The organism is Elstera sp., assembly GCF_044372965.1.
Lineage (GTDB): Bacteria > Pseudomonadota > Alphaproteobacteria > Elsterales > Elsteraceae > Elstera.
Genome location: NZ_JBILQX010000003.1, coordinates 33,470 through 49,796, shown reverse-complemented (window position 1 = coordinate 49,796; position 16,327 = coordinate 33,470). Strand labels below are relative to the sequence as shown.

At 63.3% G+C, this 16,327-nt stretch carries 15 protein-coding genes and 1 tRNA gene; 9 read left to right on the top strand and 7 right to left on the bottom strand.

Annotated elements, in window-relative coordinates:
* Positions 1-55 precede the first annotated feature (55 nt).
* From ACIQ36_RS01060 to pheA, 3 genes are read right to left on the bottom strand one after another with little or no spacing between them, the layout of a single operon-like run.
* Positions 56-937 (bottom strand): prephenate/arogenate dehydrogenase family protein, encoded by an 882-nt coding sequence (locus ACIQ36_RS01060; protein WP_395824523.1) that lies wholly within the window; start codon positions 935-937, stop codon positions 56-58.
* Positions 934-2,031: a histidinol-phosphate transaminase gene (gene hisC / locus ACIQ36_RS01055; protein ID WP_395824520.1), complete on the bottom strand. Its 1,098-nt coding sequence runs from the start codon at positions 2,029-2,031 to the stop codon at positions 934-936. Before hisC ends, ACIQ36_RS01060 begins: the two co-directional genes overlap by 4 nt.
* Before the next feature lie 33 nt (positions 2,032-2,064).
* Entirely contained in the window at positions 2,065-2,946 is an 882-nt protein-coding gene (pheA, locus tag ACIQ36_RS01050) for a chorismate mutase (RefSeq protein ID WP_395824517.1), read from the bottom strand.
* 240 nt (positions 2,947-3,186) lie between these two features.
* On the opposite strand from pheA, the gene ACIQ36_RS01045 reads away from it, so the two are divergent.
* Both ACIQ36_RS01045 and metW read left to right on the top strand, forming a co-directional pair.
* Complete coding sequence (locus tag ACIQ36_RS01045; protein WP_395824513.1) at positions 3,187-4,335, top strand: homoserine O-acetyltransferase; 1,149 nt, start codon at positions 3,187-3,189, stop codon at positions 4,333-4,335.
* Positions 4,332-4,931, top strand: coding sequence for a methionine biosynthesis protein MetW (gene metW / locus ACIQ36_RS01040; protein WP_395824510.1), 600 nt, complete (start codon positions 4,332-4,334; stop codon positions 4,929-4,931). The genes ACIQ36_RS01045 and metW overlap by 4 nt, the downstream gene beginning before the upstream one ends.
* A 6-nt stretch (positions 4,932-4,937) precedes the next feature.
* Here the strand turns inward: metW and ACIQ36_RS01035 are convergent, their stop codons facing one another.
* Both ACIQ36_RS01035 and ACIQ36_RS01030 read right to left on the bottom strand, forming a co-directional pair.
* The gene (locus ACIQ36_RS01035; protein WP_395824508.1) at positions 4,938-5,573 is read right to left on the bottom strand and encodes a LysE family translocator; all 636 of its coding nucleotides are present in this window, start codon (positions 5,571-5,573) and stop codon (positions 4,938-4,940) included.
* Between the two features lie 23 nt (positions 5,574-5,596).
* Positions 5,597-6,610 (bottom strand): alpha/beta hydrolase, encoded by a 1,014-nt coding sequence (locus ACIQ36_RS01030; protein ID WP_395824505.1) that lies wholly within the window; start codon positions 6,608-6,610, stop codon positions 5,597-5,599.
* Positions 6,611-6,742: 132 nt separating this feature from the next.
* Here ACIQ36_RS01030 and dapB point away from each other — a divergent pair, with 132 nt between their 5' ends.
* From dapB to ACIQ36_RS01015, 3 genes are all read left to right on the top strand, one after another.
* Positions 6,743-7,546: a 4-hydroxy-tetrahydrodipicolinate reductase gene (gene dapB / locus ACIQ36_RS01025; protein ID WP_395824502.1), complete on the top strand. Its 804-nt coding sequence runs from the start codon at positions 6,743-6,745 to the stop codon at positions 7,544-7,546.
* 2 nt (positions 7,547-7,548) lie between these two features.
* Complete coding sequence (pncA, locus tag ACIQ36_RS01020) at positions 7,549-8,160, top strand: bifunctional nicotinamidase/pyrazinamidase (protein ID WP_395824499.1); 612 nt, start codon at positions 7,549-7,551, stop codon at positions 8,158-8,160.
* Positions 8,161-8,236: 76 nt separating this feature from the next.
* Positions 8,237-8,321 (top strand) — tRNA-Leu (locus ACIQ36_RS01015).
* Between the two features lie 51 nt (positions 8,322-8,372).
* Here ACIQ36_RS01015 and ACIQ36_RS01010 read toward each other — a convergent pair.
* Both ACIQ36_RS01010 and ACIQ36_RS01005 read right to left on the bottom strand, forming a co-directional pair.
* Entirely contained in the window at positions 8,373-8,918 is a 546-nt protein-coding gene (locus tag ACIQ36_RS01010; RefSeq protein WP_395824496.1) for a histidine phosphatase family protein, read from the bottom strand.
* Positions 8,919-9,151: 233 nt separating this feature from the next.
* Positions 9,152-10,354 carry an MFS transporter gene (locus tag ACIQ36_RS01005; protein ID WP_395824493.1) on the bottom strand — a complete coding sequence of 401 codons (1,203 nt, stop codon included), beginning with the start codon at positions 10,352-10,354 and terminating at the stop codon, positions 9,152-9,154.
* Between the two features lie 120 nt (positions 10,355-10,474).
* Between ACIQ36_RS01005 and ACIQ36_RS01000 the strand changes: the two genes are divergently transcribed.
* Genes ACIQ36_RS01000 through ACIQ36_RS00985 form a run of 4 tightly spaced genes read left to right on the top strand, consistent with a single transcriptional unit; the run spans position 10,475 to position 16,298 of the window.
* Positions 10,475-12,244, top strand: a complete 1,770-nt coding sequence (locus ACIQ36_RS01000) for an IucA/IucC family protein (RefSeq protein WP_395824490.1) — start codon at positions 10,475-10,477, stop codon at positions 12,242-12,244.
* Between the two features lie 3 nt (positions 12,245-12,247).
* The gene (locus ACIQ36_RS00995; RefSeq protein WP_395824487.1) at positions 12,248-13,177 is read left to right on the top strand and encodes a GNAT family N-acetyltransferase; all 930 of its coding nucleotides are present in this window, start codon (positions 12,248-12,250) and stop codon (positions 13,175-13,177) included.
* Positions 13,174-14,991, top strand: a complete 1,818-nt coding sequence (locus ACIQ36_RS00990) for an IucA/IucC family protein (protein WP_395824485.1) — start codon at positions 13,174-13,176, stop codon at positions 14,989-14,991. Before ACIQ36_RS00995 ends, ACIQ36_RS00990 begins: the two co-directional genes overlap by 4 nt.
* The gene (locus ACIQ36_RS00985) at positions 14,988-16,298 is read left to right on the top strand and encodes a lysine N(6)-hydroxylase/L-ornithine N(5)-oxygenase family protein (protein ID WP_395824482.1); all 1,311 of its coding nucleotides are present in this window, start codon (positions 14,988-14,990) and stop codon (positions 16,296-16,298) included. Before ACIQ36_RS00990 ends, ACIQ36_RS00985 begins: the two co-directional genes overlap by 4 nt.
* Positions 16,299-16,327 lie beyond the last annotated feature (29 nt).

Genomic DNA, 16,327 nt, shown 5'->3' with positions numbered 1-16,327 from the left:
AAAAAGTGAACAATGAGCGCAAGCTACGCCGCTTTCGGAGAAATATCAAGCCATCCTAAGCCTGTTTTGCCGCGATAATGCCGCGCCGGATCGCGCGCGTGTGGGTGAATTTCTCTTCCAGGGTTGCGCCGTCGCCGATGCGGATGGCGCGGGCGAGCAGGCCTAGGTCCTCGTGCAGCCGCCCGAGCATTTCAAGCACCGCCTCGCGGTTATTCAGAAACACATCGCGCCACATGATCGGGTCCGAGGCGGCAATCCGGGTGAAATCGCGAAAGCCGCCTGCGGAATATTTGATCACTTCCTGCTGCATATGCTCTTCAAGATCGGTCGCGGTGCCGACGATCGTATAGGCGATGAGATGCGGCAGGTGCGAGGTAATCGCCAGCACCCGGTCGTGATGCTCGGCGCTCATAATCGTAACCAGGCTACCGATTGCCTCCCACGCGGCTTGCAGGCGCGCGACCGCTACCGGATCGGCGGTTTCGGTTGGCGTCAGAATGCAGTGACGCCCCTCGAAGAGTTCGGCAAACCCGGCGCTGGGGCCGGAATGTTCGGTGCCCGCAATCGGATGGCCGGGGATGAACTGCACCCCCTCCGGCAAAACCGGGGCCACATCGCGGACCACCGCCTGCTTGACCGAGCCTACGTCGGTCAGAATGACGCCGGGGGCAAGGAAGGGCGCGAGCTTAGCCGCAACCTTGCCGCATGCGCCCACGGGCACGCAGAGGATAACGAGATCGGCCCCCGTTGCCAGGGCCGGATCATCGCCCGCCGCATCGACCAAACCGAGGCGCAAGGCTTCGGCCACATGGTCCGGCGTATGGTCGAGCGCAACGATCTGCGTGGCGAGCCCGGCTTTGCGAAACGCCAGCGCCAAGGAACTGCCGATCAGGCCGATCCCAACGATCAGCACCCGGTTGAAGGGCGCTACGCTCATGCCGCCAGAAACTCAGTCAGCAGGCGCACGGCCTCCTGAAGCTCCTCTTCCGGCCCCACCGAAATGCGCAAGGAGTGCGGCAACCCGTAGGAAGCCATCTTGCGGATCAACACACCGCGCTGGGCGAGATAGTCCCACGCCTCGGGCGCAGTTTTGCCGGGGGTTTCAGGGAAGCGCACCAACACGAAATTCCCAGCGCTGGGGGCGACCGCAAGGCCCAGGCCGGCGAGCTTTTCCGTCAACCACGGCAGCCACGCTTCGTTATGGGCGCGGGAGCGGGCGAGGAAATCGCCATCCTGCACGGCAGCCAGCCCGGCGATTTGCGCCGACAAGCTCACATTGAACGGCCCACGCACCCGGTTCAGCACATCCGCGACCGGAGCCGAACAATAGGCCCAACCCAAACGCAAAGCGGCCAGCGCATAAATCTTCGAGAAGGTCCGCAGCATCACGACATTCGGATGCGCTTCGACCAGCTCGATCCCCGCCGTGTAATCATTGCGGCCTTCCGCATATTCGGCATAGGCCGCGTCGATGATCAGCAGGGTTTCGGCAGGCAGCCCCGCGTGCAGGCGCGCGATTTCGTCCGGCGGCAGGTAGGAGCCGGTGGGATTATTGGGATTGGCGACGAACACGACGCGGGTGCGCGGCGTCACCGCCGCCAGCATGGCATCCACATCGGTGCGCAGGGCGGTTTCGGGGGCGGCGACGGGAGTTGCCCCCACGGTCTTTGCGCCAATCGGGTACATGAGGAAGCCGTGTTGGCTATACAGCACCTCATCGCCCGGCCCGGCGTAGGATTTCAGCAGCAGGGCGATAAGCTCGTCCGACCCGGCCCCGCAGACGATGCGGCTGGCATCAAGCCCGTGCTTCTTCGCCAAGGCTTCGCGCAAGGCCGTGCTGCCGCCATCGGGGTAGCGGTGCATTTCGCCCGCCATGTCGCGCAGGGCAGCGACCGCCGCCGGGCTTGGCCCCAGCGCGCCTTCGTTGGAGGAAAGCTGTTTCAGCGTCGTGGTCGCCCCGACCTGGTTTGCGCCGCTCACATAGATGGCGATATCCAGAATACCAGGGCGCGGAACGGGTGCCTTGCTCATGGGAGTAACTTTTCTAGTCAAAATGAAGGGAGGCTATTTGCGCCGCAACGGCACAGGGTATCCGCCAATGATGCGGGGCTGGCCGATTTCTTCCGGGTTGTCCCGGTGGAGCGCGTGGAGGCGTGGATCGCTCTCGGTCACGAAGCCTTCAACCTCGATCAAATGCAGCCCCGGCAGGCCCGGTTTATCGAGTTGATCGGTGATCCAATCGACCGTGAACCCGGCGGCCCCCGCACGCGACAACAGCCGCGTGCGGCTGATTTCCTTCAAGGTTTCGACGACGATGAAGCTGCGGTCATCGCCCGAGGCTTCCATCGGCGCGCGCGCAATGACGAGCGCCGAGGGGCCATTCGCAGGACCATAGGCGGGCAAACGCGCCACGATGCGCGGCGACTTATCGTCCGCCCGCTGCAAATACTGCCACCACGGGTCCGGGTCGCCTTCCTGGGGCCAGGGCAGTACGCCCAGCGTGGAGGTATCGTCCGATACCGCGCGCAAAACCGATCCAGCCGAAAGATGCACCATCAGCGCCGGCAGCACGCCAAAATGGTCGCGCGCCAAATCCCAATAGACGCCATCGCCTTCGGGCAAATAGACGGCGATGGTAAATTTGCCTTCCATCATCGTCATATCGCCGATGATCTCGCGCCAGATGCGGGCAATCGCCCCGAACGCCAACGGCCCTTGATGCCGGGCAGCGAGACGGCGGAAAATTTCAGCTTCGCGCGCCGGGCGTAGCACAATGGCATTCTGCCCGCGCTTCCAAGCGCCAACCTCGGTCACAACCTCGGCCCGACGCATCAACAGATCATGGAGCTGCGTATCGATCTGATCGATTTCCTCACGGAAGGCCAGCAACCGTTGCGGGGTCGCCTCGGTCGGGACGGGAGGGGTGCTATCGCCAGCGTCGGTCATCCTAGTCTCACTTACATCACAGAGTTCCAGCAGGAACCCAACAAATACACTTCTGGCAGGAACGTAGCGCGCCCGCAGCCATCACGGAAGGGGCAAGCGATGCAGGATGACATCTTGGGTCGAGATATAAAACAGGCATTGACGCGCGCCCCCGCAATCGCGTCCTATGCGGGCTTGGTTCCGAGTAATCGGACGGCGCTAACGTTAGCGTCGGTCCTTTGGGAGTGGCAACCGCCCGTTATGACTACCGCCAATCTTTCCCCCACGCCCGCCGCCACCCGGCAGGTGATTAAGTTCGACGCGCCCTTGCCGCTGGATAGCGGCCAGAGCCTTGCGCCCTTCAGCCTCGCCGTCACCACCTATGGCACGCTGAACGCCGAGCGCAGCAATGCGATTCTCATTTGCCACGCGCTCACCGGCGATCAATATGTCGCCGAAAAGCACCCAATTACCGGGCGCGAAGGCTGGTGGAACCTGCTGATTGGCCCCGGCAAGGTGATCGACCCGGCCCATTATTTCATCATCTGCTCGAATGTGCTGGGGGGGTGCATGGGCTCCACCGGGCCGCTGGAAAATGACCCTGCGACCGGCAAGCCCTATGCGATCCATTTCCCGGTCATCACCATCAACGATATGGTGCGCGCCCAGGCGCGGCTGATCGATCATTTCGGCATCGATACGCTGTTCGCCGTCGTCGGCGGGTCCATGGGCGGCATGCAGGTGTTGTCTTGGGCGGCCCATTACCCCGAGCGGGTGTTTGCCGCCGTGCCCATCGCCACCTCTTACCGGCATTCGGCGCAGAATATTGCCTTTCACGAGGTCGGGCGGCAGGCAATCATGGCCGATCCCGATTGGCGCAATGGCGACTATCCCGACGCGGGTTGTGTGCCCGCGCGCGGCCTGTCGGTCGCCCGGATGGCGGCCCATATCACCTATCTGTCGGAACCGGCCTTACACCGGAAATTCGGGCGCACGTTGCAAGACCGCGCCGCCGTCACCTTCGGGTTCGATGCCGATTTTCAGGTAGAAAGCTATTTGCGCTACCAGGGCGCGGCGTTTGTGGATCGGTTCGATGCCAATTCCTACCTTTATATCACCCGCGCGATGGATTATTTCGATCTCGCCGCCGAGTTCGGCTCGCTGCCAAAGGCTTTTGCGGGCAGTAAAACGCGCTTTTGCGTTCTGTCTTTCTCCTCCGACTGGCTGTTTCCCACCTCGGAAAGCCGGGCGCTGGTGCATGCTTTGAACGCGGTTGCCGCGAACGTTTCCTTCTGCGAAATCGAGACCGACCGGGGGCACGATGCCTTCTTACTGGACGAGCCGGAGATGTTCGCCGTCTTAGGCGGCTTCATCCAGGGCTGCGCCCGCCTGCGGGGGCTGAGCCAATGATTCGCCGCGACCTGCTCGCCATTGCCGAGATGATCGACCCCGGCACCCGCGTGCTCGATATTGGCTGCGACGACGGCAGCCTGCTCGATTACCTCGCCCGCACCAAACAGGTGGACGGGCGCGGCATTGAACTCTCGCAAGCCGGGGTGAATGGGTGTGTTGCGCGCGGGCTTTCCGTGATCCAGGGCGATGCGGATACCGACCTTGCCGACTATCCGGCAGGCAGTTTCGATTACGCCATTCTCAGCCAAACGCTGCAAGCCACCCGCGCCCCGCGCGCGGTGCTGTCGCATCTGGCGCGGATCGGGCGGCGGGTGATCGTCTCCTTCCCCAACTTCGGCCATTGGCGCGTGCGCTGGGCTTTAATGGCGGGCGGGCATATGCCGAATACGCCCGACCTGCCGTATGCTTGGTACGATACGCCCAATATTCACCTCTGCACCGTGCAGGATTTCCAAACCCTCGCCGCTGATCTGGATTTGACAATCGAACGGATGCGGGCGCTGACCTCGGCAGGCGACCCGATTCCGGCCTGGGCGGCGCGCTTCCCGAATCTGCTCGCGCCGCAAGTGGTGTGTTTGCTTAAGGGGCGTTAGGCCGGTTTAGGGCCGGTTGGTGAGCGCGAGTTTAACCCCAACGCCAACGAAGAGCGCGCCGATCCCCCGTTCCAACCAAAGCTTGAGGCGCTGCGACGGAGCCCGGGTTGCGAGCCAACCCGCCGCGCAAGCAACGGCAATATTCCAGACCGTGCCGACCGCATCAAAAATCAAACCCAAGGTTACAAAGGCCGCCGCTTTCGACGGGGCGTCCGCCGCGACGAACTGGGGCAGAAAGGCCAGAAAGAAGATGGCGACCTTGGGGTTCATGGCATTGGTCAAAACCCCTTGGAAAAAGATTTGACGCAAACTTGCGCTCGACGCTGCCGTGGGTTGGGCGACCGACGCGACCGGCTTAAAGCTCGCCCACAAGGTTTGCAGGCCGATATACACAAGGTAGGCCGCGCCAACCCATTTCACCAACGTGAAAGCCCAGGCCGACGCCAGAATCAGCGCCGAAATCCCAACGGCAGCGGCGGTGATGTGAACAAAGGTGCCCACGCCGATTCCAAGCGCCGCCGCGATCCCCGCGCGCGGCCCATACTGTGTGCTTCGGGCGACAATAAAGGCCATATCCGGCCCCGGCGTAATGTTCAGCAGCGCCCCAGCGAGCAGAAAAAGCCAAAGATCGTGAATTCCCATCGTGTCTCTCCGTCAAGTCGCGCCTACCCCACCAACGCCTTCGCCAAAATCGGCAGGCTCACATCCATCCGGTAATCGATACCAGAATGGTTATCGGGAAACTCCTGATACGCGTGCGGCACCGCATTCGCCGTTAGAAACTGGTGCATGCGCCGCGCGCCGTAGAGAAGATTATATTGATCCACGTCGCCGCAATCGATGAACAGGCTTTTCAGCGCCCGCAAATTGGCCAAATGCTTCGGCGCGAGGGTGAGCGGATCATAGGCGAGCCAATTGGCCCACCGCTCCGGGATAAGCTCGCAGGTGTAAGGATCGACCGGCAACCGGAGGCCCCAGGGCGCGGATGGGTCGGGATCGAAGCTGGCGGCTTGGGCCAGCAGCATGATCGTCATCCAATCCTCGTCGCGGGTTTTGAGCGTCGTGTGGAAATGCTCCAAGAACGCCGAAATACTGCCGCCGTATTTGCCCAAGGTCCGCAACACGGCGGGGAATTCGTGCCGATACATGAGCTCGAACCCCATATCGCCCGAATGGCAGGCCGCCGCACTCCACACGCTGCCGCCGTGTTTCAGCGCGTGATAAATCGCGCCATAGCCCCCACTGGATTTGCCGAACACGCCGCGCTTGCCAGGGCCGCCGCAGCCAAACTGGTCCTCCAGAAAAGGCAGCATTTCGGCAATCAAAAACTGCTCCCACGCCCCAAGAACGGGCGTGTCCACATATTGATTGCCGCCGAGCCGGGTGAAGCAATCGGGAAAGGCCACGGCGACCGGCGGCATTGCGCCAGAATGGATGAGCCGATCCAAGCGCTCCGGCAGGCTTTCGCCGTGGTTCTTCCAATTGGTATGCGCCGGGCCGCCCGCCGTGAAACCGACCAGATCGACCAGCAGCGGCAATCCCGCCCCGGTATGCCCATTCGGCAAATAGAGATCGATCCGCCGCCGCGTCTCCTCGCCGGTTAAATTGGCCTGGAGAGCGCGCGACTCCAGCCACAATGGAGTAACAGTACCAACGGGAGCGGAACGATCTTTACGCACGGTAAACACCTCGGAAATACACTAGGGCGCGTGCAGCCTAACGCGGTGCTGCCAGAAGGGCGAGAGGTCTTGACAGGGGAAGAGACTGCGCCCCCTCTATCCGTCGTAACGCGGGAGGAATGGGAGAGCCTGATGAAGATCGGTATTGTTGGCGGTGGCGGGCGCATGGGGCAAATGCTGATCCGGCAGGTTGCCCGCACCGAGGGGGCTACCTTAGCGGGCGTGACTGACCGCGACGGCGCGGCAGCCGTCGGGCAAGATGCCGGGTTGCTGGCAGGCCTGGGGCCGCTCGGCGTTGCCGTGACCACCGATACGAACGCGCTATTCGCCGCCTCGGACGCGGTGATCGATTTCACTTCGCCCGCCGCAACGCCGCTGCACGCCAACCTTGCCGCCCAGCATCAAACCGCGCTGATCCTCGGCACCACCGGGCTCGATGAGGCGGCGGAAGAAGCGCTCGCGGTCGCCGCCCTGTCGGTTCCCATCTTAAAAGCGCCGAATATGAGCCTCGGCGTCGTCCTCCTCACCGAACTTGTCGAGCGGGTGGCCCGCAGCTTGGAGGCCGATTGGGATATCGAGATTGTCGAGATGCACCACCGCCATAAGGTCGATGCGCCGTCCGGCACCGCCCTTGCCCTGGGGGAAGCGGCGGCGCGCGGGCGCGGGATTGATCTTGCCGATCACGCCGTGCGCAGCCGTGATGGTTATACCGGGCCGCGCCCGGTCGGGGATATTGGCTTTGCAACTTTGCGCGGCGGGGACGTGATCGGCGACCATACGGTCGTTTTCGCCGGGCAAGGCGAGCGGATCGAGCTAACGCATAAAGCGCAAAGCCGTGATATCTATGCCGTCGGGGCCGTACGCGCCGCCCAATGGTGCGCCGGGCGCGCGCCGGGGCGCTATTCGATGGTCGATGTTTTAGGCTTGGGGCAATAATTATGGATCACGCTGGCCGCGTTCTGCTGGTAACGGACGTTCAACGGGATTTCTGTAAGGGCGGCGCGCTGGCGGTGCCCGATGGTGATGGCGTGGTTGGCCCGATCAATCGGCTAGCGCGGAATTATGATCTGGTCGTGCTGACGCAAGATTGGCACCCACCGCAGCATCAATCCTTCGCCAGCCAGCACCCAGGCCGCGTGCCGTTCGAGGAGGTAGATTTCCGCTACGGGCTGCAAACCCTCTGGCCGGACCATTGCGTCCAGGGGACGCCCGGTGCCGAATTTCATCCGGACCTTGATATTCCTCACGCTGCGCTGATCCTGCGCAAGGGTTTCCGCGCTGCCATCGATAGCTACTCCGCCTTCGCCGAGGCCGACGGAACCGTAACCGGCCTCGGGGCCTATCTGCGCGACCGAGAGGTGCGGTTCGTCGATTGCGTTGGCCTTGCAACCGATTTCTGCGTGGCCTGGAGCGCCGAGGATGCCGCCCGCCAAGGCTTCCGCGTGCGTGTGTTCCAAGACGCCTGCCGCGCGATCGACCTTAACGGCTCGCTTGCGGCGGCCTGGGCGCGGCTTTCGGCTCGGGGCGTCACCCTCACAAAAGCCGGTTGATACGCAAGCCTGACGAATTATTTGATGACACTCAGTTGACAGCGGGGCCCAAGGTTTATAGAAACTCCCCCACGGCGCCCAGATGGCGGAATTGGTAGACGCGCAGGTTTCAGGTACCTGTGCCGCAAGGCGTGGAAGTTCGAGTCTTCTTCTGGGCACCAATTCTTCAGAAACCCCGCAGAAATGCGGGGTTTTCTGCGTTTTGGGGGACGTTAAGGCCTGATGCTTCCAACGACGCTGATCGTTCCGTTTTCGACCGTAACAACAACCCCTTCTCCGGATAGCGGCGAAATGCCCGTCAACGCCGTAATGTTGACCTGATGCGTCGCGACCACAAGCGCGCCCGGCCCGCGCCAATCCGCGAGAATGCGGCGAGCGGCGGCGGTCTGCGCGGGGCCTTTGGAGGCGTCGCCGAAGAAGGAATTGAAGGCGGTTTCATCGCGCTTTCGCCCCGGAAACGCCAATTCGGCAGTGTCACGGGCCCGGCACCATTGCGAGGTCAGCACCGCGCCGACCTCTATGGCACGCGATCGGAAAGCGTCGCCAATGCGGCGCGACTGCGCAACGCCCGCGTCATCAAGGTTGCGCTGAGTGGTGCAATCGTCGAGGCGCATTCCGGCCGGGTCGCCCCCGCCGGGCGCGTTGGCGTGGCGGAAAAGCACAATGCCGCCCTGCCGGAGCGCATCCCAGGCCGCATCCTCGGAAGCCTCTGCGGGGTTAGACCCGAGCACAGCCAAGCTGACCACTGCGACCAGCATCCCAAATAACCACCGAGATAGGGGCGCGGTCATCGGCTAAACCTTGAGATTATAGACGCGATGGACGCTGATATATCGTGCATAGGTGTCTACTTCCCCTTAGCGCGCGTCGCCCCTACGCACCATCGCCAGGTTCGACACGGTAATCTTCTGGGAATGAAACTTGGGGTAAAAACGTGGGAAGAAAACCCCTTCCTGGATACCCCGGAAAAGCGCATCGGTGGGCGGCCCGCTCATACACCGGCGGCATCTTTGAGGTCGCCGCGTTGATCCATATGCTCGGAGGCCAGCAGAAAAAGCCCTACAACTGCGGCACACCAGAAGGGGGCCGTCGGGAGAAGTTGGAACAGAAAGCCGCCCAGGGCCGCGCCTGCCGCATAACCGGCAGTCTGCGCGGCGCTCTGACGGCCTGCGGCGCGCCCGAGACGGCCTAAGGCGGCCCGCAGGCTGACGCGCGCCGTCATCAAAGCGGCGAGTAAGGTCGCGCCGACACTGAGCAGGCAGGCGCTCACGATGCCGCCACCAATGCCCTCGGCCAAGATCGGTGCAAGCGCGCCCAGGATGACGATGAAGATTGAAGAAAAGGCGGCGATGGGGCCGTGATGGCGCTTCGCATCCAAGTTTAGGCGGGGAATAATCAAAATCTGAACACCCAAACCCGCAAGCGCGGCGGCACTCAGAATGCCCCCCATCACCGCCGTGGCGTCACCGTCGCTGAGCGAGGCTACGGCCTGCAGGTAAAGGCCAAGAATGCCGTAGATCTGGCCGACCATCAGTGTGAGCAGAAACCCTGAAACGGGGCTCCAGTCAAAGCCGCGCGGGCGGCAGGCTAAAGGCGCGGCCGGGCTGTCGATCGGAACCGCTTTCACCGATGGCAACGCCGCGAGCACGAGCAGCCCTGGAAGGGCGAGAAAGGCGATAAGGATGAACGGCAATAGCGGGTGCCAAATCGCCGCCGCCGCGAGGGCCGGGCCGATCAAACGCCCGATGTTGAGCCCCGCCGAGAGGCGCGCGAGCCCGCGCAGCCGGTCGGCGGCTCCGGTCAGGCGGCTGGCCCAACTTTGCAGAACCGGATGAATCCCAGCAACCGAAAGCCCATGGAGCAAACGCCCGGCGAGAATCGCCCCGGCCAATCCCGCCCCGGCCAGCACCTCGTCACGGGCCGCAATCAAGCTGAGAAGGAGGCCGATTTGAGCAAGACCATAGACCGCCATCGCCCAGAGCGCGGCGCGCTTCGGCCCATAGGAATCAGCGATACGTCCCCACAGAAGCGCGCCTAGAATGCCCATGAGGGTGCTGAGGCCGACGATAAAGCCGATAGTGGCGGGAGATAAGTGGGTCAGCCCAACAACCAGCGGCAGTAGAGCGAATTGAGCCCCCTGCCCCAATCCAACCAAAAGAGAGCCCGCAGCAAGATGATATAAAATTTTAGGCAAATTGATCGCCCCCTGCGTCTCATTTTCCATATGGCAGCATATCGCGCTGTAGAAACGCCTTGCAAATGCGAATGATTCTGAATAGCATTCTTTATCACCGAAACACCAGAGAGATTTGAGATGCGCCAGGATACCGCCCTGCTCGCTCCGGATGGCGGAGCGCGGGACGTGCAGAATGCGTCAGCCTCCCTACCGAATCCGGGCCTGCACCATGTCGCGGGCGGGCTGCTGAACGCCCTACTCCGTGAAACGGCGATTGGGACGCGCGAGGGGGCAGTCCTGCGGCTGGCGCTTGGGGGCGGGAGCTGGCTTGCAATCCCAGTTGTTCACGACAGTTCCGCAGGTCGGCATGCATTTGCGGCAGAGTGGCGTTTCGTGACGGCGCAGGCGGCCCCGCAGCCGATTTCGGTGCCCGACGGACTGGCGTGTTTGCTCCGCGAGGGGGCGTTCGGTGATCTTGCGACGCCCGACCATCGGGAAAAACTCCTCACGCGCGCGCTGGACGCTGGTGCCGCGATTGATGCCTCTATTACGGCACGGGGCGCAGAAGTCTCGGATGCGCTAACGCGGCCACCGGAATTTTTGGCCGCTGAACAGGGGTTGTTGCTCGGGCATCCGGTGCATCCCGCGCCCAAATCCCGCGATGCGTTCCACGGGGAGGATCAGACCTATGCCCCCGAATTGGGCGGGTCGTTTCCCTTGATCTGGCTATCCGTCGCGCCCGAGGCGCTCGTGATCGGCGAGGCCGCGCCCGGCTTCGGCGTGCGCGCTTTGACCGCGATGGCGCACGCGGAGGCAGTCTCTGCCGAGCCGGGGCGCGTGCTGCTTCCCATGCACCCCTGGCAATGGGCGCGCCTGCGGGAAACGCCCGAGGTTGCCGCCCAAATCGACCGGGGCGCGATCCGCGTGCTGGACGCAAACGGCGCGCCCTGGTGGCCGACGGCCTCGGTCCGCTCGCTTTGGGCACCCCATGCCCCGTTTATGCTGAAGGTCTCGCTGAGCATCCAAGTCACCAACTCCGTGCGCGTGTTGCGGCAAGACGAGGTGGATCGGGGGATTCAGGTTCAGCGCATTCTCGATAGTCCGATTGGCGAGGCCTTACGCGCCCAAAGCCCACAGTTCCGGTTTCTCGGCGAGCCAGTTTACGCGATGTTGCGCGCCGCCGATGGGCAGGCGCTTCCCGATAGTCTGGTCGTGCTGCGCGAAAACCCAATCAATCGGCCCGATGCGCCCGTCGCTATGTTGGCGGCGCTGTGCCAGGACCATCCAACCGGCGGCGACGCCTGGATTGTCGAACTGATTGGGCGCGTGAGCCGCGCGCGCGGCCTGCCTTGGGCCGAGGCGGCGGGCCTGTGGTTCGACCGTTTCCTTGACGTTGCCATCGCCCCGGTGCTGCTGGCGGCGAGCGATTTCGGCCTGCTGTTCGGCGCACATCAGCAAAATCTGCTGATCGGTCTTGCCGATGATCTCCCCGCAACGGCGATGTTCCGCGACTGCCAGGGCACGGCCTATGTGGTGGAGTTCGAGGCGGCGATTGCCGAGCATATTCCCGATATCGGCACCTCCGGCTGTTCGGGGTTTTCGTCGGAAACGGCGGCGAAGCTCATTTCCTATTACATCTTCCTCAATGCGGTGTTCCTCACCATCGCCGCGATTGCGCGCTCGGGCCAGATCACCGAGGCCGCTTTGTTCGAGCTCTGGCGCGGCTTTTTGGAGGATCTCGCCGCAGGCCCAAGGCGCGATCACCGGCTGTTTGCCCTAGGGTTGGCCGCGCCCGATCTGACGACGAAGGGTAATTTTCTCATTGCGCTCAGCGGGTTGGACGAGGCGGGTGCCGCAATCGATCCCATCACCCTCTATCACGATTTCCCCAATCCCCTGGTGGCCTAACCCATGACTTTTTCCGCTACGCTCGACGCCCCCGCCCCCGCCGTTCAGACGGGGACGAATCACCCAATTCTGACCGAAAGGCCGGACAGCGAAGCCGGCTTACACGCCGCGATTCGCCGCTATTTCCATGCGCATCCCGACGCGCTGCGCCTTTGGGTGCCCTTGGATATCGTGACCACGCTTGGGGTTGGGGCCGACGCGGGGCTCATACAGGGCGTGGCAGCCCATCCCGATACCGGCGTCCCCCACGCCTGGGTGGACCGGCGCGGCTTTCACCAATGGTCGGGCTCGGCGCTGACGGCAGCGCGGCCGATTTTCCCGGAAATCCTCACCCCCGCAGGCCATCCCTTGCGGCCACGCCAGCCGGTCGGGCGCGTCTACGAACGGTTCGACCCGCAAGTTCAAGCGGTGATGAGCCTGCGCGTGATCGACCGCCACGCCGATCTTGACCTGTTTCACGATTGGATGAACCAGGGCCGGGTCGCGTTTTTCTGGGAGTTGGCAAAACCCAAAGAGGAGCTTTTCGACTATCTGACCAAGCTGGAGGACGATCCCCACGCCTATGGTCTGATCGGTGAAATCGACGGCGTGCCGTCGGCCTATTTCGAAGCCTATTGGGCGATGGAAGACCGGCTGGGGCCGCATTATGACGCCGACCCCTACGATCACGGCTGGCACGCGCTGATCGGCAATGCCGCCCATCTCGGGCGCGTGCGCACCTTGGCGTGGTTCCGCACCATCACCCATTATCTTTTTCTGGAAGACCCGCGCACCCGCCGGGTTGTCGGCGAGCCGCGCGCCAGCCACGTCAAAATGCTGCGCTATGCCGCCGATTGCGCTTTCGACAAGGTGAAGGAATTCGATTTTCCCCATAAGCGCGCCGCCTTGATGGTCTGCGAGCGCCGCCGGTTCTTTACCGAGGTCGGCCTGTGAGTCCCGCCTTCCTGACCGAGAATTGGGGCGGGCGTAACCGCGCGTTGCTGGCAAAAACCATTCGGGAATTCGCTTACGAAGAGGCGCTTGCGCCGGTTGCGGAGGATGTGCCGGGATGGTGGCGGTTGGCGCTGGCCTCGGGCGTGACCTATCGGTTCCAGGCGGTGCGCGGCATCTGGAGCAGCCTGACCATTGATCCCGCGAGCTTAACGCGCGACGGGGTTCTTGCCGAAGATCTGCTGACGTTTTTGCTCGACGCGCGTCAGGAGTTGGGGGCGGCTCCCGATGCGCTGGCGGGTTACGCGCGCGAGCTTTTGAATACGCTGCTGGCCGATGGCGCGGTTTCCGCCGCCAATGCCGGGCAAACGGCTGAAACGCTGACGGCACTCGATGGCGATACGCTGCAAGCCCATCTCGACGGCCACCCGAAAGCCCCCGGCAATAAGGGGCGGTTGGGTTGGGGGCTGGCCGACCTACAGCGCTATGCGCCGGAGTTTCAAACCCGTTTCCCGCTGATGTGGGTTGCCGCGCACAAGAGCCGCTGTCGCTGGGCTTTTGCAGCAGGCATCACGCCTGAAAGCCTGTTGGCGCAATCACTCTCCCCAGACGATCAGGTCCGGTATGCAACGCTGTTGCGGGAAAAAGGGCTGTCGTCAGACGAGTATCTGCCGCTGCCCGTTCACCCGTGGCAGTGGCAAGCGATGATCGTGTCGGCCTTCGGTGGCGACATTGCCTCGGGGCATCTGGTGCCCTTGGGCAGCTTCGGCGACGCCTATCAACCGCTGCAATCCTTGCGCACTTTGGCGAATACCGCCCGGCCCGCGGCGATGCACCTAAAATTACCGCTGACGATTCTCAATACCTCCGCCTGGCGCGGGATTCCGGGGAAATATCTGTCGGTCGGCCCGCTGATTTCGGCGTGGTTGAAGCAAACCGTGGCGCAGGATGCCGAATTGGCCGCGCCGCGCCGGGTGATAGTCCAGGGCGAGCCCGCCGGGATATTCTACCCGCACCCCTTCTATGAGGCGCTGCCCGACGCGCCCTATCAGTATCGGGAAATGTTGGGCGCGATTTGGCGCGAAAGCCCGGTGCCCGCGCTGGGCGCTGGGGAAGCCGTGATTATGCTGGGCGCGCTCTGGCAGAAAGCGGGCGACGGGCGGTCGCTGGTGAGCGCCTGGATCGCCCAATCGGGCCTGTCGCCCGAGGCTTGGCTGGTGGCGCTGTTCGAGGCCGTCACGGTGCCGCTCTATCATTTCTTGGCGCGCTATGGCGTCGGCTTTATCGCCCACGGTCAGAATATCAGCGTGATCTTGCGGAACGGCGTACCCGTGGGCGTGACCTTGAAGGATTTCCAGGGCGATCTCGATTTGGTGGAGGATGATTTCCCCGAGCTTGAGAGCCTGGATGCCGCCGCCCGCGCGGCGCTTCCCCGCAAACCGGCGCTCTATGTCGCCCACGGGCTGTTGACGGGCCATTTCGTCACTACGCTGCGCTTTCTCTCCGAAACCTTACGCGACGACGGCCTGACCGAGGAGCCGCGCTTCTATGGCCTTTTGGCGGGGGTTTTGCGGCGCTATCAGGCGCGGCATCCCGAACTTACGGCGCGGTTTGCATTGTTCGATGTTTTCGCCCCGAGCCTCCACCGCGTTTGCATCAACCGCGTGCGGCTTGCCATCGGCTATAGCGATGCCGCCCAACGCCCGGTTCCGATTGTCGGCTCTCCGCTCGAAAACCCGCTGTGGATCGGGGAGCGCGCGGGCCTATCCACGCTTCCCCCCTCCGTTTCTGCCCCCGCACTGGAAGGCGTCGCATGACCCAGCCTCTCGACCTCGCCGGTATCGGTATCGGCCCGTTTAATCTGAGCCTCGCGGCGTTGCTCGACCCGATCCAGGATCAGAAGGTTCGCTTTTTCGATCGGCGGGCTGAATTCGCGTGGCACCCCGGCATGATGCTCGCCAATACGACGCTGCAAACGAGCTGGCTGAAGGATCTGGTCGCCGCCGCCGATCCCACCAGCCGCTATAGTTTCCTTGCCTATCTTGTCGCCAAGAAGCGGCTGTATCGGTTCATCTCGGCGGAATTCAGCGCGATTTTGCGCATCGAGTTCGCCGATTACATGGCCTGGGTGGCGGGGCAACTGAAGAGTCTGGCCTTTAACGAAAGCGTCCAGTCGGTCGCGTTCGGCAGCGATAACCTGTTCCACCTTGAACTGGACAGCGGGCCGGTGCGGGCGCGCAATCTTGCCATCGCCACGGGGCCGGTGGCCTATACGCCCGACTGGGCGGGCGGCATGCTGGGGCCGGAGTGTTTGCACTCGGGCCGCTATTTGCTCGACACGCCGCCGCTGGCGGGCCGTCACGTTCTGGTCGTTGGCGGCGGGCAGTCGGGCGCGGAAATCGTGCTGAGCCTTCTCACCGAATCCCCCGCGCGCGCGCCGTCCGGCATTACCTGGATCAGTCGGCGGCCAACCTTCGCGCCGATTGATGAAGCCCCCTTCACGAATGAATTTTTCATGCCGGGCTACGTGCAAGCCTTTCTGACGCTGCCCGCGCACCGGAAGGAGCGCATCGTTGCCAGCCAGAAGCTTGCGAGCGACGGCATTTCCCATTCCACGCTCACCGCGCTCTATCAGCGGCTTTACGAGTTGGTGCATTTGGAAGGCCGCACCGACTATGCGGAACTCCTGCCGTTCCGCGAGGCAACCGGATTGGAGCGCGCCGAAACCGGCTATCGGCTGACGCTGCGCAACGGATTCGACGGCGGCATCGAAGCGGTGAAGGCCGATGTGGTTGTTCTCGCGACGGGCTATCAGGTCCGCTTACCCACCTATCTCGACGGCCTGCGCGGCCGCCTGCACCTCGACGCCGACGAGCGTTTCGTGATGGGCGATGATTACAGCGTCGTGTGGGACGGGCCAGCGGATCGGCGCATCTTTGCCCAGAACGTTGGGCGTCAGAGCTTTGGGATCGCCGACCCGCAACTGAGCCTGATGGCGTGGCGTAGTGCCACCATCGTTAACGCCCTCGTCGGGCGAACACTCTATGACGTTGAGGGCGATGTTTCCTTGCTGCGCTGGACCTCGGCAAATCCGCCGCCCGAAGGGTTTAAGCTCGCGATGTAGGGACAAGGAAAATCCCGACAATACGATTG